This is a genomic window from Thioalkalivibrio sulfidiphilus HL-EbGr7 (assembly GCF_000021985.1).
Lineage (GTDB): Bacteria > Pseudomonadota > Gammaproteobacteria > Ectothiorhodospirales > Ectothiorhodospiraceae > Thioalkalivibrio_A > Thioalkalivibrio_A sulfidiphilus.
Genome location: NC_011901.1, coordinates 972208 through 994829, shown reverse-complemented (window position 1 = coordinate 994829; position 22622 = coordinate 972208). Strand labels below are relative to the sequence as shown.

Here is a 22622-nt window from a genome sequence, read left to right as displayed (position 1 = left end):
CAGGCAGGCGGGCGCCGCATCTAGCGCGCAGGTCAGCGGCCGCACTAGAAGGGTGGTGAGATATGCGGGCCAGGATCAAGCCGAACCGGCGGGTCGAACACACACGGCGAAGCCCGCCCGGATCTGCGTCCGGACGGGCTTCGCCAGTGAGCGGAGACGCCCGGCATGACCGGGCGCGATCTGCTTACTGCTCGGCGACCACCACCACCTTCACGGTGGCGTTGACGTCGGTGTGCAGGTGCAGCTCGATGTCGTACTCGCCGGTCTGGCGGATCGGACCCAGGGGCATGCGCACCTCGCGCTTCTCCACTTCCACGCCGGCGGCCGTCACGGCCTCGGCGATGTCGTGGGTACCCACGGAGCCGAACAGCTTGCCCTCACCGCCGGACTTGGAGGCGATGGTCACGGGCTCCAGGGCCTCGAGCTTGGCGCGGCGGGCCTCGGCAACAGCCAGGGCCTCGGCGGCGGCCTTCTCGAGCTCCGCGCGGCGGGCCTCGAACTCGGCGATGTTTTCGGCGGTGGCGTACTTGGCCTTGCCCTGGGGTACCAGGTAGTTACGCGCATAACCGTCGCGCACACGCACCTTGTCGCCCAGGTTGCCCAGGTTTTCCACCTTCGTAAGCAGGATCACTTCCATCTTCGTTTACCTTCGTCGTTGACGATGATTCAAGTTTATCGATGCGCTGTCCGCCGGCGGCTCATGCCTTGCGGGCGAAGCGGGCGCGGAAATCCGCCACGCTGTCGATGGCCCCGAAGGCCGACAGCATGATCATCACCTGCGGCAGGGCGATGACCATCAGCACGTACATGCCCACCAGCCAGAACTTATGCATCTCCAGCTGCCGGGTCAGGCCGTGGACCAGCGCAATGCCCTGGAGAAAGAACACCACCAGGAACACCAGGCTCAGCTCGATCAGCAGGGTGGACTGGGTCATCCAGGCCCCCAGCATCAGCCCCGCCAGCACCAGGGCCGGTACCCGACCCAGCTGCAGCCGCTGGAACTCGTCGGCGAAACCGCCCGGGTTGTACAGCTGCGCCTGCCAGTAGCGCGCCAGCACCAGGGCCAGGGCCAGGCTCATCAGCAGGGCCGCGGCCAGCATGCCGGTCATGAGCGGCGCCGCCTGGCGCAGGGCCTCGTCCAGTTCCGCTGCCGAGGTGCCCGACTGCTGGAACACGGGGCCCAGGATCTGGTGCAGGGTCTGCACCCACATCTCGGTCACGTCCGGCACCGAGGCATGCACCAGCAGGATGCCGCCGCAGGCCACCGCCACGCCTGCGAGCAGGCTCACGGGCCAGGACACGGTCTGGCGCAGCAGGTGGGCCAGCAGCAGCATGGGCAGCCACTGCACCGCGCCGAGCATGAAGCCCACCGCGGGCTGCACGCCGCCCACCCACACCAGGCCTGCCAACAGGGCCGAGGCCATCAGCAGCACCCAGAGACCCTGCAGGGTACCCAGGCGCAGGGCGACCAGGGCCACCGCGGCGCTGGCCACCAGCCCCATGGGCGGGATGATCAGACCTGCGGCGCCAAACCCGGCCACGGTCGTCACCGCCCGCAGCCGGCCCTGCATGATGAACGATGCCAGCGCTTTCATGGGCAGCCCGCCCGCCCACCCTCACGGGCGGGCGGGCATCAGCGGATCAATGGTTGTCGCAGTAGGGCAACAGGGCCAGGTAGCGGGCACGCTTCACGGCGGTGGCCAGCTGGCGCTGGTAGCGCGCGCTGGTGCCGGTGATGCGGCTCGGTACGATCTTGCCCGTCTCGGTGATGTAGTTCTTCAGGGTGTTGAGATCCTTGTAGTCGATGAACTCGACACCCTCGGCGGTGAACCGGCAGTACTTGCGGCGGCGGAAGAAACGGCTCATGGCTTATTCCTCTAGGGGATTCTGTGGAAGGGGATCAGTCGGCGGAGGCGCGACGATCGTCTTCGTCGTCATCGCCATCGTCGTCGCTGTCATCCCGGGCACGGCGGGCGGAGGAGTCGCTGTCGTCCTCTTCGCGGCCCTTGGCGAGCGGGGAGGCCTCGGTGAAGGCGCGCTCCATGAGCATCACCATGTGGCGGATCACCGCGTCGTTGAAACGGAAGGCGCTGACCAGTTCTGCCAGGGCAGCCTCGCCGCACTCCACGTTCATGAGCACGTAGTGGGCCTTGTGGATCTTGTTGATGGGGTAAGCCAGCTGACGGCGACCCCAGTCTTCCAGCCGGTGGATCTTGCCGCCGTCGCCCTCGATGAGGCCGCGGTAGCGTTCGATCATGGCGGAGACCTGTTCGCTCTGGTCCGGATGGACCATGAACACGATTTCATAATGACGCATTGCCAGAACTCCTTACGGATATAAAGCCTCCCGGACCATCCGGTGAGGCAAGGAGATTTCCCGGGCCGGGCCCGGAAAAGCCGACAATCATAGCCGCTGGGGTGATCGGGCGCAATGCGAATCAACCGCCTGCTCGTCGGAATTGCCTTCTCCCCACGGCCACGAGGGGCAGGATGATCGGGGATCGCCGGGCAGGGGCGCCATTATTCCCGCCCTTCACCGCCCCGCAGGAAGACTCAAGAGACGCTCACTGCGCCAGCCACGGACAATCCTCACCCGCCCGGGATCACGCCGATAAACGATGCGCAGTGGCGGGTGAATGAGCTCCCGGAGAAAAGCCTGATCGAATTCGGGCACGACTCGCCCCATATCGGGATGGTCGGCCAGGGACTGAACCCGCTGGAACACCTCTACGACCAGCCTCGTTCCGACCTCCGGCACCCCTTGCTCGAGATACCAGGTGCGCAGTTCTTCCAGATCCCGAAGCGCGGATTCAGCAAAGCTGATGTCCATCCGGTTCATGGCCTCGCTTGAGCCCTAGTGTCCTGAGTCAGAGATTCGTTACATTTCAGCGGGCCTGTACGGGATGCGCGGCAAGGCGCACGAGCGAAGGACGGGCAGGCCCATTCGAGCGAGAGCAACGCGGCCGAGCGCCCGTACAGGCCCGCCCGCAGGGAGCCCCGCACAAGACCCAATGCGGCGTTGCGGTCCTTGCCAAGGGCTTGCCATTGCCTGCGGCCCGCGCCTTGCCTTGGGTCTTGTGCGGGGCTCTGAAATGCAACGAATCTCTGACTCAGGACACTAGCAGGCTGTTGAAAAACCCTCCGGTGGATGCCAGGCAAGGCGGAAAGCGGGGAAAAAGCGCAGTGTACAGTCGAGTACATGAGCATTTTGAGCCGCTTTCCAACACAGCATGGCGCCGCCCGAGGGGTTTTCAACAGCCTGCTAGCCGCACTCTGGCCTCCTCGAGAGATACCTCACGCCCCGCCTCCAGGTCAGCCAGGCCCGCGACCACTGCGCGCATGAAATCCCGCTCTTCCTCTGCCTTCTCGTAATCAACCACAGATTGCACCACGGCGACACCCCGACCCCGGCTGGTGAGCAGAACAGGCCGGTGCGTTTCACTGGCATGCTTCACCACACGACCCGGATTGACCTTCAGGTCGGTGAGAGGAACCAGGTCTTCAGAAAATTTGATTGACATCGCCACACCCACAAATCGCGTTCAACAGGACTCAGAATAGCACCTGTTAAGAGACCACCCAAGAGGTCTCATTGCCCACAGAAATCCTATAAAGGAAAGGGGCGGGACATTTGTCCCGCCCCTTTCATTCTTTTCATTTTATTTCGCGCTGGGCATGCAGATGGTATTTCGCCCTGTCCGGGATCACGTTCCTGATACCCCCCCGGGGATCCTCCACGTCACCCTGGAAGCGCGGCAGCAGGATCACGTGGAGGTGGTCGATACTGCGACCCGCCGCCCGGCCATCGTTGTTGCCCACGGTGTAGGCATCGGGCCGCCTGTCCAGGAACGGGAGCTTCAGGACGTTTTCGATGTGGCCCTTGGGACGCTCGCGCAGGTCGGGACGGTTGAGCATGTCCCGGTACAGCGCGGCCATGTCGGTCGATTCGATCACCCGCCGCGCGCCGTGGATCGCGTCAAAGTAATCCGCCTGCTCGGATTCATCGAGCTCGAACAGCGAGACCACGTGCCGACGCGGGATCACGAGCGTATGCCCCGGATTGACGGGGTTGGTGTCGAACGCGACCACGAACGAACGGTTCTCATAAATGATCGGGTCGGCCAGGCCGGCGGCAATGCGGCAGAAGTGACAGTTGTGAGCGGGCGGGGAGCTGGTCATAGTGGGGTTCCGGGGACAGTTTACCTATTTCTTTTCCCGACGAGCCTTACGTCAGGGGCGTTTCGGTGCCAATGATTTTCCGGTAAGTGCTTCGAGCTGTTCTACCATGACTGAGCGCTGTTGAGTAATGGGTATACTGCCCCCGGACCCTCACAGGATCACTCGACCCAGCGGCGGGCATCCTTGAGCAGCAGCAAGAGTTGCTGCTCGCGCAGCGGTGAGGCAATGAAGCCGAAGCGGGTATAGAACCTCGCTGCTTGCTCATCGATGGGGTGGGTCAGCATCGCCCGGATGCCGGCCTGCTCGGCAATCAGCAGGGTGCGGCGGATGGCATCCTGTAACAGACCGATGCCGATCCCTCGGCCCTGATCCTGCCGACTGACGGCCAGACGGGCAAGGATCACGACGGGGATCGGATACTGTCCCATGCCCTTGCGAATGCGCTCTGGCGCATCGAGCGCGTCGACCTGGCCGACGGTCAGGCTGAAATAACCGGCGACCCGATCGTCTTCGCTGACGACGAAGGTCTTGGCGGAGCCGCTGCCTTGCGCCTGTCGGGCATGGCGCACCAGCCAGTCATTGAGCGTCGGTTTGCCGCAATCAAAACCTTCGATCCGATGCTGTGGCCCAAGGGGTTCCGGGCCACTCAAGCTCATGCCTTGTCCCAAGGGGCCTTCCGCGAGAACAGATCGCGCAGCCCCTCGTTGGCCTGTTCGGGACGTTCCAGCAGATCCATCAGGGCCTGATACTGGCTTCCCGAGACCATGAACAAGCGTTGGTCGAGCAGGGTTTGCTCGGCGGCCTGGCAGGCGCTGTCGAGAATGAAATCCGTCAACGACTTGTGCGCCACGTCGGCGGCGCGGCGCAGGACGGCTTCCTGCTCGAGCGTGGCACGCAATCCCAGGCGGGCGGAACGTGTCGCTGAAGGGGTAGTGGTAGCCATGGTTGATCTCCCGGCGTTAGCGCAATTGACGCAATGTTAGTACATTGGGCGAACACCGTCCAGTTTGGCAGGATGACTGGCGGTCATGACTGAGCACGAAAATGCTGCGCCAAGTCTCTGTTAATACGGGATTCTTTGAGCAGTATACCTATTTCGTTTCCCGACGAGCCTTACGTCCGGGGCGTTTCGGCGCCAATGACTTTCCGGTAAGCGCTTCGAGTTGTTCTACGAAGGCCGCGCTACCGAGTGGCCTTCCGGTGCGGGTGTGTCGAGCGATGTGCTCATGCTCTTCAACCGGGTCATGGGAAAGATAGGCCGACCAGTCGCCGACCCTGTCGATCATCGGCTGCACCTTGACCAGGCGGTCATCCTGACCTTCCATGTGGGCCAACGCACTCGACCAGCGCCAGTCGGCAGGCTGTCGACAAAGCCCGGCCTTCACCGGGTTGAGCTCGACATAGCGAACCGTCGCAAGCAGGTACTGCTCATCCATGACAAATGAGTGAAAGCGCTCCTGCCAAAGATGTCCCCGCCATCCATTGCGAAAGTTGATGCGGCGCGTGTAACGGCGATGCACCTCGCCAAGAGCAGCGCGCAAGCCATCCTCATGCTGTGGAACCATCACGAGATGAACGTGGTTAGGCATCAGACAGTAGGCCCAAATCTCTGTTTGGGTTGCTTCGGTGAACTCCGCCATGAGTTCGATGTAATAGTGAAAATCCATCTCGGAAAAAAAGACCCGCTGGCGGCGGTTACCCCGTTGGGTCACATGATGCGGATACCCGGGAATGACTACACGACCGATCCTGGCCATAGCTCACCTCCTTGTGATCTGCGCTTATCCCGCCATGACGGTGGGCTCTTGTGTAATGGGTATACTGTCCCCGGAATACCTGCAGGATCAACCGGCCTTCCCTTGGCGTTCAACCTTAAACATTGAGGCTTGCATTCATCCACCGATGCAAGCGCATCAGTTGAGGCCCGCGCCGGTCGCCCCTGCGAGCGACAAACGGCAACAAAAGCTCCTGAACCCTGGCCGCACCAGGAATGCTCTCAGCTAAGTCGTCTTGAGGTTGGAGCATGATGTAATCTATATGAACGCTGACCTCCGCAAGAAAATGCCTACCGTTGTGGCAAGCCTGATAACTGGGGAATACGGAAATACAGCGGGCGGGGCCACGTTCTTCAAACAAAGGAAAGTCATGGCCTAGGCACCCTGCCACATTCACCGGAAGCGATACATACATAGACGCCATCCGCTGACGGCTACTCAGTTCGTCATAAACAAGAATGCCGTGCAGCCGACCAATGTCCTCCACCCTCAGAAGGAAGTTTTCAAGTCGTTCAACCTGGGAGCTGTTCCACTCTGCATTTTTGGCATGACGCTCTGCTTGGCGTTGCTCCCGTGCGTGCCGCTTCGCTGCTTTCTCATCTGCTTTGGCCTGCCTTCGTGCCTCGATCTCAGCCAGAACGGGCCGAGTCCTTGTTAAAGGGAAAGTGACAGGTTCAGCCTCACCAATCCTTAGACGCTCGCGTTGTTCGACCAGGAAGGCGAGCACATCGCTCCACACAGCAATATCGAACCACTCTGTATATCCATCGCCGATAGGCATTTCCCGCGAATGGGCGGCAAACAAGTAGTGCAGAGCCGATTCAACCTTATAAGCATGCCCCCCACACATAGGCACTTGCAGACTTCGATCCCAATCTAGTTCCTGGGGATGGTCTGAAGTAGCCATGTATTTCCCCGGCATACCACCTAGCGCAACTTTTAAACTCGCCAAATGATCAAAAAACAATCAATTCGACGAGTATTTCTTACGTTTTCGCCACCCGGACCCCACTCCGGTGGCCATTTCCCGCATTACAGGCGCACCTCTCCTGCATTCGTCAGTAAATGTCGGCGCGCCATCCACAGGTTCGACAGAGCGAACAGCGTCATCAGTTGCGCCGTGTTCTTCGCCAGACCACGGAAGCGCACCTTCACATAACCGAACTGGCGCTTGATCACCCGGAACGGATGCTCGACCTTGGCTCGTACCTGAGCCTTGGCCTTCTCAATCTTGCGCTTGGCTTTGTACAAAGCACTGCGCTTATCAAGCTTCTTGTAAGTACTACGGCGGGCGGCGATCTGCCAGATGACCCCCCGGCCTTCATGTTCAGGGCGTTTCTCGACGCCGGTGTAACCCGCGTCGGCACCGACCATGTTCTCATCGCCGTGCAGCAGCTTATCGACCTGGGTGACATCGGCCACGTTGGCCGCCGTGCCCACTACGCTGTGCACCAGACCCGATTCGTCATCGGCGCCGATGTGGGCCTTCATGCCAAAATAATACTGGTTTCCCTTCTTGGTCTGGTGCATTTCCGGGTCGCGCTTGCCGTCCTTGTTCTTGGTCGAACTGGGCGCATTGATCAGCGTTGCATCGACGATGGTGCCCTGGCGCAGCGACAGGCCGCGGTCGCCCAGAGCCATTGATGACAGCGAGGATGCCGGCCGCCAGCTCGTGTTTCTCCAGCAAGCGGCGGAAGTTGAGAATGGTGGTTTCGTCGGGGATGCGCTCCAGGTTCAGCCCGGCAAACTGGCGCAGGATCGTGGTTTCGTACAGCGCTTCCTCCATCGCTGGATCGCTGTAGCCGAACCAGTTCTGCAGCAGATGCACACGCAGCATCGCCATCAACGGGTAGGCCGGACGGCCACCTTCACCCTTCGGATAATGTGGCTCGATCAAAGCAATCAAGCCCTTCCACGGCACCACCCGATCCATCTCGATCAGGAACAACTCCTTGCGGGTTTGCTTGCGCTTGCCAGCGTACTCGGCGTCGGCGAAGGTCATCTGCTTCATCGGGAAACTCGGTGGGTGGAATCCGGGTATTTTGCCAAAATCTGGAAGTCTTCTTCAGAGTTTCCCTAGTGTGCGCTCTCTTGCTTGGATGGCATTACGTTCTGGCCCAACGTTACTGTAGCGAATCCGCAGCAGTATCAATCAAAGCCTCCTGTATCCCGCGTGAAGAAAGACGCTACGTTGCGCCCGTTCTTCCACGGCTTCGCTTGCCGCCCCGCTACGGCAGATTCGAAGTATTCATCGAAATGTCATCCTTTAGAAACAGTGCGGTAACAAGGAATTTCTATCCTTTGCATCGCGAACCGCAATTGTGCGGCCAGCAATATTGCGAAAGGTGATCAAATGATGCCCCATCCGATACAGGACGCCGTGCTGCGGGTCGACCGGTTGAGCGTCGTCTATCCAGGCGGCGTGACAGCCCTACGCGATACCTCGATTGCATTTCGGCGTGGTGAGTTCACCGTGCTGCTTGGTCTCTCGGGCGCAGGCAAGTCGACCTTGCTCCGTAGTCTCAATCGACTCGTCACGCCCACTGGCGGCAGTGTCACCAGCGAACTCGGTGAGCTCGGCAGCGGCTCGGCCTTGCGTCAGCATCGTCGGCGTACCGCCATGATCTTTCAGCACCACCAGCTAATCGAACGTCAAAGCGCACTGGCTAATGTGCTTACCGGTCGGCTGGCCTTTCACAACACGCTCCGCTCGCTGTTTCCTCTGCCGCGTGCCGATCAGGAGATTGCGCTCAGTTGCCTCGCTCGGGTCGGTCTGGCAGACAAGGCGCTAAGCCGGGTGGACAAACTGTCCGGTGGCCAGCAGCAGCGGGTAGGCATCGCGCGTGCGCTAGCGCAACAGCCGGCGATCATTCTGGCCGATGAGCCGGTAGCCAGTCTCGACCCGGCCACTTCGGTCCGTGTTCTCGGATTGCTGCGCGACATCTGCAAGGAAGACGGCATCACCGCCATCGTTTCGCTGCATCAACTCGAATATGCCCGCCGCTTCGCCGATCGCGTCGTCGGGCTGGCCGATTCTCAGATCGTTTTCGATGCCGCGCCCTCGGAACTCACCGATGCGCAGCTTGAGCGCATCTATGCAGGCCGCTCTACGACTCAGCCAGCGAATGCTCCGGCTGAACCACCTGTCATGCTCGAACCTTCACTGGAGATGTCCCGATGAAACGCTTATCCGCGCTCTTATTGACTTGCTTGCTGTCCGCTGTTTCAAGTTTGTCCGCCCTAGCGGCCGATGCCGATCCGGATGTGCTAAAGGTTGCCCTGCTGCCGGACGAAAACGCCTCCGAGCTGATCAAGCGTAACCAGCCGCTGAAGGATTATCTGGAAGAGCATCTGGACAAGAAGGTGCAGCTGATCGTAACCACCGACTATTCCTCGATGATTGAGGCGATGCGCTTTGGCCGTATCGACCTGGCGTATTTCGGTCCGCTGTCCTACGTCATGGCCAAAAGCAAAAGCGACATCGAGCCCTTCGCTGCCATGGTCATCGACGGCAAGCCGACCTATCGCTCGGTGATTATCGCCAATGTGGCGTCAGGCGTGAATGAGTATGCCGACCTTAAGGGCAAGAAGATGGCCTATGGTGACCGGGCATCGACGTCCAGCCATTTGATTCCCAAAACCGTGCTTCTTGAGACGGCCGATTTGACGGGTGGGCAGGACTACGAACAACATTTTGTGGGCACGCATGACGCCGTTGCCGTCAACGTGGCGAACGGCAACGCCGATGCGGGTGGGCTGTCGGAGGTAATTTTCAATCACGCAGTCGAACGTGGCCTAATCGATCCGAGCAAGGTGAAAGTACTTGGTTACAGCGGCGAATACCCCCAGTACCCCTGGGCGATGCGCTCGAACCTGAGCCCCGAGCTGAAAACCAAGGTGCGGGATGTATTCGTCGGTATCGACGATCCCGAAGTGCTGCGCAACTTCAAGGCCGAGGCCTTCGCGCCAATCACCGACGCCGACTACGATGTGATCCGCAAAATGGGATCGCTGCTCGGCCTCGACTTCGCCACGATGTGAGCACCGATATGTCTACTCATTACGACGTGCAGGCGCTGCCTGCAGAGCAACGCGAGCACATCCTTCGAGGCTTCGGCCTCGGTTGGTGGCGCCAGCTGGGGCAGGTGGCGATTGTATTCGGAGTGGTGCTGTTGGCCTGCTGGTACGTGGGGCTGCTCGATGCCACCACGCTGCTGAACGGGCTGCCCTCCATCGCGACCCTGGCAGGCGAGGCCATGCCGCCAGACTTTTCGGGCTATCGAAGCTGGATTCGCCCCTTGATCGACACCTTGGCGATGAGCATCGCCGGTACGGCCATCGCAGTGGTGTTCTCGCTGGTGGTGGCCTTCGTTGCAGCGCGCAATACGGCGCCGCACCCCCTTGTGTTCGGTGTTGCCCGGGTGCTGCTCAATGCCCTGCGGTCGGTGCCGGAGCTGATCATGGGCATCATCTTCGTTGCAGCCGTAGGGTTCGGCGCCTTGCCGGGCGTGCTTGCCCTGGGTCTGCATTCGGTCGGCATGGTCGGCAAGTTCTTCGCCGAGGCCATCGAGCACGTCGACGAAGCGCCGGTGGAAGCCGCTCGGGCGGCGGGGGCTACGCCGATGCAAGTGCTGCTGCACGCGGTTTTGCCACAGGTGACGCCGCAGTTCGCCGACGTGGCGATCTACCGCTGGGAATACAACTTTCGCGCCTCCACCGTGATGGGCATGGTTGGCGCCGGCGGTATCGGCTTCGAACTCATGGGCTCGCTGCGCATCATGCAGTACCAGGAGGTTGCAGCAATCCTGCTGGTCATCCTGGCCATGGTCACGCTAGTAGACGCCTTCAGTGGCGTGCTGCGCAAACGTTTCAAATAGGACAAACCATGCTGCCGAAACTCGTTATAACTCACCGAGTACACGATGAGATCCTGCAACTGCTGGCGCCACATTGCGAGCTGATGACCAACCAGACCGACAGCACGCTGCCGCGCGAGGAAATTCTGCGCCGCTGCCGCGATGCTCAGGCGATGATGGCGTTCATGCCCGATCGGGTCGATGCAGACTTTCTTCAAGCCTGCCCTGAGCTGCGTGTAGTCGGCTGCGCGCTCAAGGGCTTCGACAATTTCGATGTGGACGCCTGTACTGCCCGCGGGGTCTGGCTGACCTTCGTGCCTGATCTGTTGACGGTCCCGACTGCCGAGCTGGCGATCGGACTGGCGGTGGGGCTGGGGCGGCATCTGCGGGCAGCAGATGCGTTCGTCCGCTCTGGCGAGTTCCAGGGCTGGCAACCACAGTTCTACGGCACGGGACTGGATAACGCTACGGTCGGCATCCTTGGCATGGGCGCCATCGGACTGGCCATGGCTGATCGCTTGCAGGGATGGGGCGCGACCCTGCAGTACCACGAGGCGAAGGCTCTGGATACACAAACCGAGCAACGGCTCGGCCTGCGCCGGGTGGCGTGCAGCGAACTCTTCGCCAGCTCGGACTTCATCCTGCTGGCGCTTCCCTTGAATGCCGATACCCAGCATCTGGTCAACGCCGAGCTGCTTGCCCTCGTACGGCCGGGCGCTCTGCTTGTAAACCCCTGTCGTGGTTCGGTAGTGGATGAAGCCGCCGTGCTCGCGGCGCTTGAGCGAGGCCAGCTCGGCGGGTATGCGGCGGATGTATTCGAAATGGAAGACTGGGCTCGCGCGGACCGGCCGCGGCTGATCGATCCTGCGCTGCTCACGCATCCGAATACGCTGTTCACTCCGCACATAGGGTCGGCAGTGCGCGCGGTGCGCCTGGAGATTGAACGTTGTGCAGCGCAGAACATCATCCAGGTATTGGCAGGTGCGCGCCCAATCAACGCTGCGAACCGTCTGCCCAAGGCCGAGCCTGCCGCATGTTGAATCCGGTCTGGCTGAAGAGCCTGGTAGCGATCGTTCAAACAGGCAGTTTTCAGAGCGCGGCGAGGGCGTTGGGGCTGGCCCAGCCGACGGTGTCGCAGCACTTGCAGAAGCTTGAAGAGCAGGTCGGCGTAACGCTGGTGCAGCGCAGTCGTAGCGGCTGCCAGCCTACCACACGGGCGCTGGCCTTCATGCCGCATGCGACCGCCTTGCTCGACATGCACGCCCGGGCGCTAGAAGCCCTGCATGGCAATCGTGAGCGCGTCGGGGCCAGCTCCAACATCGGCACCTACCTTCTCCAGCCATTCGTGCGCAACTATCTGACGACCGCAAATGAGAGGGGCGAGGTGGATCTGCGCATCGCCGCCAACCCGGATGTGGCCGACCAGCTACTGGCGGGCCAGCTCGACGCCGCGATCATGGAATGGTGGCTACCTCACCCCGACTTCGAACACCGCCTCTGGCGGGTCGAGCCGCTGGTGCTTATCGTCAGCCCCGACCATGCGCTGGCTGAAGCAGGGTGCATAGAACGTGATCGTCTGGTGGACCTGCCGATGCTGGGAGGTGAACCGGGTAGCGGTACCGGACGGCTTCTGACCGAATACTTTGGCGAACTGGGCGTGCCTCGCAGCGGTATGCAGCTAGGCAGCACCGAGGCAGTCAAACAAGCAGTGAGGGCGGGACTCGGCGTGTCGTTGGTGATGGCTTCCGCAGTACAAGACGAAGTTCGCAGTGGCGCGCTGGTAGCTCTTCCCATCCCGGGGCTTGAAAAGCGTCTCCAACTGATCTGGCGCAAACCTCCCGGAAATCTGCACCCGCCGGGATTTGTGCGGCACTTATTGGAGGAGGCAGATCTAGCTGGATAAGGTGATGGATGGTTGCGATCCAGCGCTTGGCTTGTCAGCCTAGGGAAACTCTGAAAAAGACTTTCTGATTTGGCAAAATACCGCGACCCCACCCACCGAGTTTCCCGATGAAGCAGATGACCTTCGCCGACGCCGAGTACGCTGGCAAGCGCAAGCAAACCCGCAAGGAGTTGTTCCTGATCGAGATGGATCGGGTGGTGCCGTGGAAGGGCTTGATTGCTTTGATCGAGCCACATTATCCGAAGGGTGAAGGTGGCCGTCCGGCCTACCCGTTGATGGCGATGCTGCGTGTGCATCTGCTGCAGAACTGGTTCGGCTACAGCGATCCAGCGATGGAGGAAGCGCTGTACGAAACCACGATCCTGCGCCAGTTTGCCGGGCTGAACCTGGAGCGCATCCCCGACGAAACCACCATTCTCAACTTCCGCCGCTTGCTGGAGAAACACGAGCTGGCGGCCGGCATCCTCGCTGTCATCAATGGCTATCTGGGCGACCGCGGCCTGTCGCTGCGCCAGGGCACCATCGTCGATGCAACGCTGATCAATGCGCCCAGTTCGACCAAGAACAAGGACGGCAAGCGCGACCCGGAAATGCACCAGACCAAGAAGGGAAACCAGTATTATTTTGGCATGAAGGCCCACATCGGCGCCGATGACGAATCGGGTCTGGTGCACAGCGTAGTGGGCACGGCGGCCAATGTGGCGGATGTCACCCAGGTGGACAAATTGCTGCATGGCGACGAAAACGTGGTCTGCGCCGATGCAGGCTACACCGGTGTCGAAAAGCGGCCCGAGCATGAAGGACGTGAAGTTATCTGGCAGGTGGCGGCACGCCGCAGCACCTACAAAAAACTCGATAAGCGCAGCGTGCTGTACAAAGCCAAGCGCAAGATTGAAAAGGCCAAGGCTCAGGTGCGCGCCAAGGTCGAGCATCCGTTCCGGGTAATCAAGCGCCAGTTCGGTTACACCAAGGTGCGCTTTCGCGGCTTGGCCAAAAACACGGCGCAACTGGTGACACTGTTCGCTCTGTCGAACCTGTGGATGGCGCGCCGACATTTACTGGCGAATGCAGGAGAGGTGCGCCTGTAATGTGGAAAATGGCTGCCGCGAGGTGCTCGCGGCGGCTAAAAACACAGAAATAAGCGGGTGATCTGAGCGTTTTTGATCGATTTGCCGCTTTTAAAATCGGCAGGGGCTGAAGTCAGCCAGAAATACACAACTACTTCAGACCATCCCTGGGGAAGTTGCCCGCCTCTTCGAGCAGGTTCAAGACTGACGCCTATCTTGAAGGCATCCCCAAGTTTGTTCCGTAGCAGATAGAGATAACCCATTATCAAAACCCAAAACCAAATAGCAGTCATCTAGCAGCTAGTTATCTTTAGCGGCTAAAATCTCCCAAGGTTTTCACCGCCGTAACGAAGTCAACGCGCAACAGGTGCATGACCAGATCAATCGCACCGCCACCACCCTGACCTGCCCGTGTGTCATACCACTTCTGGCCCGTAACAAGCAGCTCCACGGAGCCACCACCAGGCAGGGAAACATTCAGGCGGACAGTGGCTTTATCCTTCACCGGCACAAAGTCAGGATCACGCTTCCAATACAGCGCCAACCGATCCAGAGCCTCATTCACGGACAAGGCGCGCACCGACTCCAACAACTCAGGCGAGAAAGAACGACGAGCACGACTCATGCCCACACCCTCCGCGCCTTAACGGCGCTGCGCGTCCCGTGGATAACTCGCAAGCGAGTTACCCACCGTCCTTGCGGGCTACTCGCATTTTTATAAATGCTCGGGCTACTCAAAGACAGGCGCTTCGCGCCGGGCGTAGGCTTCGCCATTAGTAATACGCAGGGACTTGTCTCACACATCGAAATCACCCGCTGCGGCCTGTAATACGCAGGGACTTGTCTCACCCGCTGGCGTTGGTTTACCTGCTCGATACCAGCTTGCTCGACTCATGCCCAAGGCTTCCCAAGGCTTCTGACGGCTCGCAGAATTTGCCTCATAGGTCGCACGGTCGACAGCCCCAGAAGCACGCCTACGGGCCTCCTCGCGCTTCCTGTGGCGCTCTGCGGCCATGTCCCGGCTGATGAGCGTGCGCAGCGTGCGCTGCTCATCGTCGGTGATCTGGAATAGGTTGATGAGGGTGTCGTTCCTGGGCGTGTAGAGCGGGGCAAACTGCTTACCGCCGAACTCCACCTTCTCGCCCGCTTCGTACTGCTTGGCCTTCGCGTAGAGCGTCATCAGCTCCTTGCTGCGGTAGTTCCAGGATGAATCCAGCTCGCGGGCCAGTGCTGCCGCTTCGTGGTACATCTGGGCGCTATTCGTAGCCCCGGACAGCAGCAGGAAGTTCAGTTTGTTTCTCCGCGCCTCCTCGCTTCTGCGACATGCCGTTGAATCTAGCTCAACCGCTGCCGCACCACCTCAAACAAACACACCCCCGTGGCCACAGAGACATTCAGGCTCGACACCGAGCCCTGCATCGGGATATTCACCAGCAGGTCGCAGCGCTCCCGGGTCAGACGGCGCATGCCCTGCCCCTCGGCGCCCATGACGATGGCGATGGGGCCCTTGAGGTCTGCCTGGTAGAGGGTCTGGGGGGCGTCGCCGCTGGTGCCGATGATCCAGACGCCGGCCTGCTTGAGCTGGTCCAGGGTGCGGGCGAGGTTGGTGACCTGCACGAAGGGGACGACCTCGGCGGCGCCGCTCGCCACCTTGCGGGCCACGGGGGTGAGGCCCGCCGCCCGGTCCCGGGGGACGATCACGGCATCGACACCGGCGGCATCCGCGGTGCGCAGGCAGGCACCCAGGTTGTGGGGGTCGGTGACACCGTCCAGGACCAGCAGCAGGGGGCTGGCCACCCGGCCCACCAGGTTCGGCAGGTCAGCCTCGGTGATCTCCGGCCCGGCCTCCTGGATGCGCTCGGCCACCACGCCCTGATGGCGCGCGCCGGGACACAGGCGCTCCAGGGCCTGGGCGTCCACCCGCTCCACGGTCACGCCGGCCTTGCGGGCGGCGTCCAGGATCTCGCGCATGCGCGCGTCCTTGCGTCCGGCGTCCACCCACAGGGTGGTCACCGGGGTCGGCTTGCGCGTGAGGGCGGCCAGCACCGCGTGCAGGCCGAACAGGAACTGGGGTTCGCTCATGGCGGACCTCAGCGACTGGAACGGCGACCGCTGCGACGCCGGCGGCGTTTCTTCGCCGGCTCGCCCTCACCGGAAGGGGCTGCGGGGGCGGCGGGCTCGGGCTTGGCGCCCGCCTTCTTGCGGGATCGGCGCTTCTTCTTGGCCGGCTTGGCGTCGGCCTCTTCCACGACCGGGGCGGGCTCGGCCGCCGGGGCGGACTTGCCCTTGCGCTTGCGTCGCTTGGCCTTTTTCTTCTCGCCGGCCTCTTCGGCTACCGGTGCCGTCTCGGCTGCCTTGCCGCCGCGACGGCGTCCGCGCCGCCCGCCCTCGGGGGCCTCGACGGCCTCCTCGTCCTCGGCGGGCACGAAGTCGATCTTGCGCTCGTCCAGGTTGACCCGCGCCACCTGCACCCGGATGGGGTCGCCCATGCGGTAGACCCGGCCGCCGCGCTCACCGGGTCATGCGGTGACCCACGGGGTCGAAGTGGTAGAAGTCGTTGGACAGGCTGGTGACGTGCACCAGGCCTTCCACGTAGATGTCCTTGAGCTCCACGAACAGGCCGAATGAGGTGACCGAGGTGATGACGCCGTCGAAGGTCTCACCCACCTTGTCCTGCATGAACTCGCACTTGAGCCAGCCCTCCACGTCCCAGGAGGCCTCGTCGGCGCGGCGCTCGGCCATGGAGCAGTGCTCGCCCAGGACCACCATCTCGTCGTGGCTGTAGTGGAAGTCCGAGGCCTTGCCGCCGCGCAGCAGGTGGCGGATGGCCCGGTGCACCAGCAGGTCCGGATAGCGGCGGATGGGCGAGGTGTAGTGGGCGTAATCGTCGTGGGCGAGACCGAAGTGGCCCACGTCCTCGGGGCTGTACACCGCCTGCTTGAGCGAGCGCAGCAGCACCGTCTGGATCAGGTGGGCGTCGGGGCGCTCGCGCACCTGATCCAGCAGCAGGGTGTAGTCCTTGGGATGGGGCTCCTCGCCGCCGCCCAGGCTCAGGCCCAGCTCGCCCAGGAAGGCGCGCAGGGCCTCCACCTTCTCCGGCTTGGGACCGGGATGCACCCGGTACAGGGCCGGGATCTTGTGCTTCTTGAGGAACTTGGCCGCCGCCACGTTGGCGGCGATCATGCACTCCTCGATGATCTTGTGGGCATCGTTGCGCTCGTAGGGCACGATGCGCTCGATCTTGCGGTCCGCGCCGAAGATGATCTTGGTCTCGGTGGTCTCAAAGTCGATGGCGCCGCGCTTGTCACGGGCCTTGCGCAGCACCTTGTACAGGGCGTGCAGTTCCTCCAGGTGGGGCACCAGCCTGGCGTATTCACGGTGCAGTTCCGCGTCGCGGTCCAGCACGATGCCGGCCACCTTGGTGTAGGTGAGCCGGGCGTGGGAGCGCATCAGGCCCTCGTGGAAGGTGTAGTCCTTGATGCGCCCGCGGCTGGTGATCTGCATCTCGCACACCAGGCACAGCCGGTCCACGTCGGGATTGAGCGAGCACAGGCCGTTGGAGAGTACCTCCGGCAGCATGGGGATGACCCGCTCGGGGAAGTACACGGAGGTGGCCCGGTGACGCGCTTCCTTGTCGAGGGGATCGCCCGGGGTCACGTAGTGGGAGACGTCGGCGATGGCCACCCAGAGGCGCCAGCCACCCTTCTCCAGGGGTTCGCAGAAGACCGCGTCGTCGAAGTCCCGGGAGTCCTCGCCGTCGATGGTCACCAGCGGCATGTCGCGCAGGTCCAGGCGGCCCTTCTTGGCGGCGGGCGAGACCCGCGCGCCCAGCTTGTCGGCGGCCTCGGTGACCTCCTCGGGCCACTGGAAGGGCAGACCGTGGGCGCGGATGGCCACGTCGATCTCCATGCCCGGCGCCATGTGTTCGCCCAGCACCTCGACGATCTCGCCGATGGGCCGGGTGCGCTTGCTGGGCTGCTCGCGGATGGCGGCGATGACGATCTGGCCTTCCCGCGCCCCGCCCATGGCCTCGGGGGGAATGAGGATGTCCTGGGTGATGCGCTTGTTGTCCGGGGTGACGAAGCCAATGCCGCCCTCGGAGAACAGCCGGCCCACCACCTGCTCGGTGTTGCGCTCCAGCACCTCGATGATGGCGCCCTCGCGCCGGCCACGGCGGTCCACGCCGGTGACCCGGGCCACGGCCCGGTCACCGTGCAGCAGGCTCTTCATCTGGCGCGGGGACAGGAACAGGTCGTCGCCGCCCTCGTCGGGCACCAGGAAGCCGAAACCGTCGGGATGGCCGATCACGCGGCCGCGCACCAGGTCCTCCTGATTCACGGGCAGGTAGGCTCCGACCCGGTTGCACACCAGCTGGCCGTCGCGCTCCATGGCGCGCAGGCGGCGGGTGAGCGCCTCCAGGTCCACGTCCTCGGTGAGGCCGAGGTGCTGGGCAAGGGGTTCGAAGGGGACCGGGCCATCCGCTTCGTGGATGACCTCGAGGATCAATTCTCGGCTGGGGATCGGCCGCTCGTACTTGGCGGCCTCGCGTTCAAACTGGGGATCTTGAGGGGTGTTCTTATGTTTTTTGGTCATTGAGTACTTCTGGTTCGGAGAGATGTAAGGGCTGTGTCACGGGGGCGTTGACATCAACCCCGGGTGACGTTAAATTGCGCGCTTCCTGAAGCGCAGGTTCATCCTGACTCAATGCCGAGGTGGCGGAATTGGTAGACGCGCTAGCTTCAGGTGCTAGTGGGGGTAACCCCGTGGAGGTTCAAGTCCTCTCCTCGGCACCATTTACTTTCTTTGCCTTCCCCGTTCTTCCCTGATCTCGCCCTCAGGTCGCGGCTTGCATGGCGCGCCGGTTCGAGCGAAGGCGCAAGTCTACGCCGGTTAAGTGAATTTTCCTACCTTTGCACCCGCCGTACGGCGCGCGTTCACTCCAGCGCCAGCGATGATTCGGGCAGGGTCTGTCCGCCATCCACCACCAGGGTCTGACCCGTGATGTAACGGGCCTCGTCGGAGGCCAGGAACAGCATGGCGTAGGCGATGTCCTCCGGCTCTCCCAGGCAGCCCAGCGGGATGGAGGCCTCCATCTTGCGCAGGTACTCCGCGCCCACATCGGTCAGCCCCTCGGTTCGGATGTTGCCGGGCAGTACCGCGTTGATGGTGATGCCCGTGCGAGCGAACTCGATGGCGGCGGTACGCATGAAGCCCAGCATGCCCGCCTTGGTGGCGCCATAGTGGGCCCAGCCGGGAAAGCCGGTGATGGGGCCGGTGATGGACGAGGTGAGCAGGATGCGCCCGCCGCCGCCCTGGCGGCGCATCAAGGCGGCGGCGGCCTTCACGCAGAAGAACGCCCCCTTGAGATTCACGTCATGGACCTGGTCCCAGTCCGCCTCGGTCATCTCCTCGATGCTCACCGAGGGGAAGATGCCGGCATTGGCCACCAGCACGTCGATGCCGCCGAAGTGCGTCATGGCCTCGCCCACCATGGCCTCCACCTCGGCCCGCTGGCTCACGTCGGTGGCGCAGGCCACGGCCTGGCCGCCCGCTTCGATGATCGCCCGGGCGGTCTCGGCGGCGGCCTCGGCATCCCGGTCCACCACCAGCACCCGCGCACCCTCGTGGGCGAACACCCGGGCGATGGTGCGGCCGATGCCCTTGCCTGCACCGGTGACCACCACGCTGCGTTCACTGAATCGTTGATTCATCTCGGATACCTCCTTGCTCCGGTTTGACTGCGCCGTGGCGCTGCCGTTCACGCCGGTCGTGCTGTTGCACATCATCGCATGCCCAAACGCACACCGCCCATGACCTGGGTCACGGGCGGTGCGGGTCTGCGGGCCGGGCGCGGACGCCCCCGGGGGGTCACTCGAAGGGATGACGCAGGACGATGGTCTGATCCCGGTCGGGGCCGGTGGAGATCATGTCCACGGGCACGCCGATGATCTCCTGGATGCGCTCCAGGTAACGCAGGGCATTCACAGGCAGATCCTCCCGGCGGGTCACGCCCAGGGTGGACTCCTGCCAGCCGGGCATCTCCTCGTAGATGGGTTCGCAGGTGGCGAAGGCGTCGGCACCGGCGGGGGGCACGCTGAACTCGGCGTCACCGCAGCGATAGCCCACGCACAGCTGCAGGGTCTCCAGGCCGTCCAGCACGTCCAGCTTGGTGACGCACAGGCCGCTGATGCTGTTGATGGCCACAGCGCGGCGCAGGGCCACGGCGTCGAACCAGCCGCAGCGCCGGGCACGTCCGGTGGTGGAACCGAACTCGTGACCGCGGCGGGCCAGGTGCTCGCCCATGGCATCGAACAGCTCCGTGGGGAACGGGCCGGCGCCCACCCGGGTGGTGTAGGCCTTGGTGATGCCCAGCACGTAATCGAGATCCAGCGGGCCCACGCCGCTGCCGGTGCAGGCACCGCCGGCGGTGGTGTTGGAGGAGGTCACGAAGGGATAGGTGCCGTGGTCGATGTCCAGCAGGGTGCCCTGGGCGCCCTCGAACATCACGTTGGCGCCCTGGGCGCGCAGTTCGCGCAGGCGCTCGGGCACGTCCATGACCAGGGGCTGCAGGGTCTCGGCCAGGGCCAGGGACTGGTCCAGCACCTGCTGGAAGTCCACCGCCTCGCTCTTGAAATAGTGCTGCAGCACGAAGTTGTGGTAGTCCAGCACCTCGCCCAGCTTGGCGGCGAAGCGCTCCCGGTGGAACAGGTCGCCCAGGCGCAGGCCGCGGCGGGAGACCTTGTCCTCGTAGGCGGGGCCGATGCCCCGGCCGGTGGTGCCGATGGCGGCCTTGCCCCGGGCCTGTTCACGGGCCAGGTCCAGGCTCACGTGATAGGGCAGGATCAGCTGGCAGGACTCGGACAGGCGCAGGCGATCGCGCACCGGCACGCCTTCGGCCTCCAGCTGGGCCATCTCCTTCATCAGGGCCTCGGGGGAGAGCACCACGCCGTTGCCGATCATGCACTCCACACCCTCGCGCAGGATGCCGGAGGGGATGAGATGCAGCACGGTCTTCTTGCCGTCGATCACCAGGGTGTGGCCCGCGTTGTGACCGCCCTGGAAACGCACCACCGCGGCGGCGTTCTCCGTCAGCAGGTCCACCACCTTGCCTTTGCCCTCGTCACCCCACTGGCTACCGAGAACCACTGCGAATTTGCCCATAGTCAAAGGTCCGTCACTGTCCACTGATGTTTGGAATCCCGGGCGAGCACCCGGTCGCAGCCCATGGCCGCAGCGTCACCGCCCTGCCCGGCCAGCCCCTGGATCACCCGCTCGCCGCGGCTGCGCAACTCCGCCACCGCATCGAGCAGGGCGGGATCCGGATCCGCCGGGGCGAAGATGCCCCGGGGCGCCGCGGCCAGCGGCTGACCGGAGAGTCGCACCAGGGTCTTGAGATCGGTGCTGAACCCGGTGGCCGGGCGGGCCCGGCCGAACACCCGGCCGATGTCATCATAGCGTCCGCCCCGGGCCAGTTCCTGGCCGTGGCCGGGCACGTAGGCGGCAAACACCGCGCCGGTGTGATAGTGAAAGCCGCGCAGTTCCGAGAGATCCACGTGCAGGCGCACCTCGGGATACAGGCGCTGCACCGCCCCGGCAATGGCCGAGAGTTCGTCCAGGGCACGGACGACCCGCTCGCCGGCACCGGCCAGCAGCCGGCGGGCCTCGTCCAGCACGGCGGTATCGCCGTTCAGCTCGCCCAGGGCCAGCAGCCGCTCGCGCACCTCTGCGGGCGCATCCAGCCCGTTGAGGAAGGCGCGGATCTCCGGCAGGGCCTTGCGCTGCAGCATGTCGAACAGCTGCGCCTCGTCATCGGCAGTGAGCCCCGCGTCGGCGGCCAGGCTGCGGTAGATGTCCACGTGGCCCAGGTCCAGGAAGATGTTGCCCACGCCGCAGACCCGGAAGGTCTCGAGCATCAGACGGATGGTCTCCACGTCGCTGTCCAGGCCCTTGTGGCCGTAGAGCTCGGCGCCCACCTGCATAGGGCTGCGGGAACCGGCGAAGCCGTCCGGACGGGTGTGCAGCACCGTGCCCATGTAGCACAGGCGGGTGGGCACGTCGCGGTTGAGGCTGTGGGCGTCGATGCGCGCCACCTGGGGGGTCATGTCGGCGCGCACGCCCATCAGGCGTCCGTTGAGCTGGTCGGTGAGCTTGAAGGTCTGCAGGTCCAGATCGCTGCCGGTGCCCGTGAGCAGGGACTCCAGGTATTCGATCATCGGCGGCATCACCAGCTCGTAACCCCAGCGGTGATACAGGTCGAGCAGCTGCCTGCGGCAGGTCTCCAGGCGCTCCGCCAGGGGCGGCAGGGCCTCTTCGATGCCTTCCGGCAGCAGCCAGCGATTGGAATCGGTCATGGGTCTGTCGTTGTCGTCGTGGACTTCGGGCCGCGCACGACTCCGGCGCCCCGTTCAAGGCCCGTGATTATACATACTCGGGCGGTTTCGGTGGGATTCGGCGTGGATTTCGAGTTTTTCGGGTCGTGTGGGGCCGTCAACGCAAAGACCGCAGAGACGCAAAGAGCGCAAAGTTTTTGATTAACAAACCCTTTGCGCTCTTTGCGTCTCTGCGTCCTCTGCGTGAACCACGCAATCTGCCCTCAGCCCCTGAGCCACCACAGCAGCAGGGCACCCAGCACCATGCTCACCAGGCCGAAGCCGCGCAGGACGCTGTCGGGCAGTTCCACCACCTGCAGGAGGGCGCGCTTGAGTCCGGCCGGGTTGAGGAAGGGCATGAGCCCCTCAAGCACCAGCAGCAGGGCCAGGGCGGCGAGCAGGTCGTTCCAGAGCATGGGAAGGATCCCGGAGACGATGAAGGGCGGGAGACCCGCCCTTCATCATGCCGTCGT

General features: G+C 63.2%; 25 protein-coding genes, 1 tRNA gene and 1 pseudogene. 7 read left to right on the top strand and 20 right to left on the bottom strand.

What is annotated here, in order from left to right:
• Positions 1–184 precede the first annotated feature (184 nt).
• From rplI to TGR7_RS04535, 12 genes are all read right to left on the bottom strand, one after another.
• On the bottom strand, positions 185–637 hold the full coding sequence (gene rplI, locus TGR7_RS04590; protein ID WP_012637499.1) for a 50S ribosomal protein L9: 453 nt from the start codon (positions 635–637) through the stop codon (positions 185–187).
• A 61-nt stretch (positions 638–698) separates the two neighbouring features.
• Positions 699–1595: a DUF2232 domain-containing protein gene (locus tag TGR7_RS04585; RefSeq protein WP_012637498.1), complete on the bottom strand. Its 897-nt coding sequence runs from the start codon at positions 1593–1595 to the stop codon at positions 699–701.
• 46 nt (positions 1596–1641) lie between these two features.
• Positions 1642–1866, bottom strand: coding sequence for a 30S ribosomal protein S18 (gene rpsR / locus TGR7_RS04580; protein ID WP_012637497.1), 225 nt, complete (start codon positions 1864–1866; stop codon positions 1642–1644).
• A 34-nt stretch (positions 1867–1900) separates the two neighbouring features.
• Positions 1901–2317, bottom strand: a complete 417-nt coding sequence (rpsF, locus tag TGR7_RS04575; RefSeq protein ID WP_012637496.1) for a 30S ribosomal protein S6 — start codon at positions 2315–2317, stop codon at positions 1901–1903.
• A 216-nt stretch (positions 2318–2533) separates the two neighbouring features.
• A complete protein-coding gene (locus tag TGR7_RS04570; protein ID WP_012637495.1) occupies positions 2534–2830 on the bottom strand; it encodes a type II toxin-antitoxin system RelE/ParE family toxin in 297 nt (98 codons plus the stop codon).
• Between the two features lie 421 nt (positions 2831–3251).
• Positions 3252–3521 carry a type II toxin-antitoxin system Phd/YefM family antitoxin gene (locus TGR7_RS04565; protein ID WP_012637494.1) on the bottom strand — a complete coding sequence of 90 codons (270 nt, stop codon included), beginning with the start codon at positions 3519–3521 and terminating at the stop codon, positions 3252–3254.
• 133 nt (positions 3522–3654) lie between these two features.
• Positions 3655–4179: an HIT family protein gene (locus TGR7_RS04560; RefSeq protein ID WP_012637493.1), complete on the bottom strand. Its 525-nt coding sequence runs from the start codon at positions 4177–4179 to the stop codon at positions 3655–3657.
• A gap of 158 nt (positions 4180–4337) precedes the next feature.
• Positions 4338–4835 carry a GNAT family N-acetyltransferase gene (locus TGR7_RS04555; RefSeq protein WP_012637492.1) on the bottom strand — a complete coding sequence of 166 codons (498 nt, stop codon included), beginning with the start codon at positions 4833–4835 and terminating at the stop codon, positions 4338–4340.
• Positions 4832–5122: a type II toxin-antitoxin system TacA family antitoxin gene (locus TGR7_RS04550; RefSeq protein ID WP_012637491.1), complete on the bottom strand. Its 291-nt coding sequence runs from the start codon at positions 5120–5122 to the stop codon at positions 4832–4834. The genes TGR7_RS04555 and TGR7_RS04550 overlap by 4 nt, the downstream gene beginning before the upstream one ends.
• 148 nt (positions 5123–5270) lie before the next feature.
• Complete coding sequence (locus TGR7_RS04545) at positions 5271–5936, bottom strand: REP-associated tyrosine transposase (protein WP_012637490.1); 666 nt, start codon at positions 5934–5936, stop codon at positions 5271–5273.
• 115 nt (positions 5937–6051) lie between these two features.
• Complete coding sequence (locus tag TGR7_RS04540; RefSeq protein WP_012637489.1) at positions 6052–6861, bottom strand: hypothetical protein; 810 nt, start codon at positions 6859–6861, stop codon at positions 6052–6054.
• A gap of 125 nt (positions 6862–6986) precedes the next feature.
• A protein-coding gene (locus tag TGR7_RS04535; protein WP_425358071.1) for an IS5 family transposase occupies positions 6987–7965 on the bottom strand; the annotation gives its coding sequence in 2 pieces (ribosomal slippage) (positions 6987–7590 and positions 7589–7965; 981 coding nt in all).
• Positions 7966–8307: 342 nt separating this feature from the next.
• Between TGR7_RS04535 and phnC the strand changes: the two genes are divergently transcribed.
• From phnC to TGR7_RS04505, 6 genes are all read left to right on the top strand, one after another.
• Positions 8308–9135, top strand: a complete 828-nt coding sequence (phnC, locus tag TGR7_RS04530; RefSeq protein ID WP_012637488.1) for a phosphonate ABC transporter ATP-binding protein — start codon at positions 8308–8310, stop codon at positions 9133–9135.
• Complete coding sequence (phnD, locus tag TGR7_RS04525) at positions 9132–9995, top strand: phosphate/phosphite/phosphonate ABC transporter substrate-binding protein (RefSeq protein ID WP_012637487.1); 864 nt, start codon at positions 9132–9134, stop codon at positions 9993–9995. Before phnC ends, phnD begins: the two co-directional genes overlap by 4 nt.
• Positions 9992–10831 carry a phosphonate ABC transporter, permease protein PhnE gene (phnE, locus tag TGR7_RS04520; protein WP_003127734.1) on the top strand — a complete coding sequence of 280 codons (840 nt, stop codon included), beginning with the start codon at positions 9992–9994 and terminating at the stop codon, positions 10829–10831. Before phnD ends, phnE begins: the two co-directional genes overlap by 4 nt.
• 8 nt (positions 10832–10839) lie before the next feature.
• Complete coding sequence (gene ptxD, locus TGR7_RS04515) at positions 10840–11850, top strand: phosphonate dehydrogenase PtxD (RefSeq protein WP_012637486.1); 1011 nt, start codon at positions 10840–10842, stop codon at positions 11848–11850.
• Positions 11844–12713 (top strand): LysR family transcriptional regulator, encoded by an 870-nt coding sequence (locus tag TGR7_RS04510; protein WP_010466239.1) that lies wholly within the window; start codon positions 11844–11846, stop codon positions 12711–12713. Before ptxD ends, TGR7_RS04510 begins: the two co-directional genes overlap by 7 nt.
• Before the next feature lie 107 nt (positions 12714–12820).
• Complete coding sequence (locus TGR7_RS04505; RefSeq protein ID WP_012637023.1) at positions 12821–13801, top strand: IS5-like element IS1384 family transposase; 981 nt, start codon at positions 12821–12823, stop codon at positions 13799–13801.
• A gap of 289 nt (positions 13802–14090) precedes the next feature.
• Here the strand turns inward: TGR7_RS04505 and TGR7_RS04500 are convergent, their stop codons facing one another.
• The 4 genes and pseudogenes from TGR7_RS04500 to rnr form a co-directional block, all read right to left on the bottom strand.
• Complete coding sequence (locus TGR7_RS04500) at positions 14091–14405, bottom strand: hypothetical protein (RefSeq protein WP_012637485.1); 315 nt, start codon at positions 14403–14405, stop codon at positions 14091–14093.
• 171 nt (positions 14406–14576) lie between these two features.
• A complete protein-coding gene (locus TGR7_RS04495; protein ID WP_081434249.1) occupies positions 14577–15029 on the bottom strand; it encodes a hypothetical protein in 453 nt (150 codons plus the stop codon).
• Positions 15030–15115: 86 nt separating this feature from the next.
• Positions 15116–15862: a 23S rRNA (guanosine(2251)-2'-O)-methyltransferase RlmB gene (gene rlmB / locus TGR7_RS04490; protein WP_012637484.1), complete on the bottom strand. Its 747-nt coding sequence runs from the start codon at positions 15860–15862 to the stop codon at positions 15116–15118.
• 8 nt (positions 15863–15870) lie between these two features.
• Positions 15871–18373: pseudogene (rnr, locus tag TGR7_RS04485) on the bottom strand (ribonuclease R).
• Positions 18374–18486: 113 nt separating this feature from the next.
• Between rnr and TGR7_RS04480 the strand changes: the two are divergent.
• Positions 18487–18573: transfer RNA gene (locus TGR7_RS04480), tRNA-Leu, on the top strand.
• A 141-nt stretch (positions 18574–18714) separates the two neighbouring features.
• Here the strand turns inward: TGR7_RS04480 and fabG are convergent.
• From fabG to TGR7_RS04460, 4 genes are all read right to left on the bottom strand, one after another.
• A complete protein-coding gene (gene fabG / locus TGR7_RS04475) occupies positions 18715–19491 on the bottom strand; it encodes a 3-oxoacyl-ACP reductase FabG (protein ID WP_012637483.1) in 777 nt (258 codons plus the stop codon).
• 157 nt (positions 19492–19648) lie between these two features.
• Entirely contained in the window at positions 19649–20941 is a 1293-nt protein-coding gene (locus TGR7_RS04470; RefSeq protein WP_012637482.1) for an adenylosuccinate synthase, read from the bottom strand.
• Between the two features lie 2 nt (positions 20942–20943).
• On the bottom strand, positions 20944–22131 hold the full coding sequence (locus TGR7_RS04465) for an ATP phosphoribosyltransferase regulatory subunit (protein ID WP_012637481.1): 1188 nt from the start codon (positions 22129–22131) through the stop codon (positions 20944–20946).
• Positions 22132–22373: 242 nt separating this feature from the next.
• Entirely contained in the window at positions 22374–22565 is a 192-nt protein-coding gene (locus tag TGR7_RS04460; RefSeq protein WP_012637480.1) for a DUF2065 domain-containing protein, read from the bottom strand.
• Positions 22566–22622: the final 57 nt, after the last annotated feature.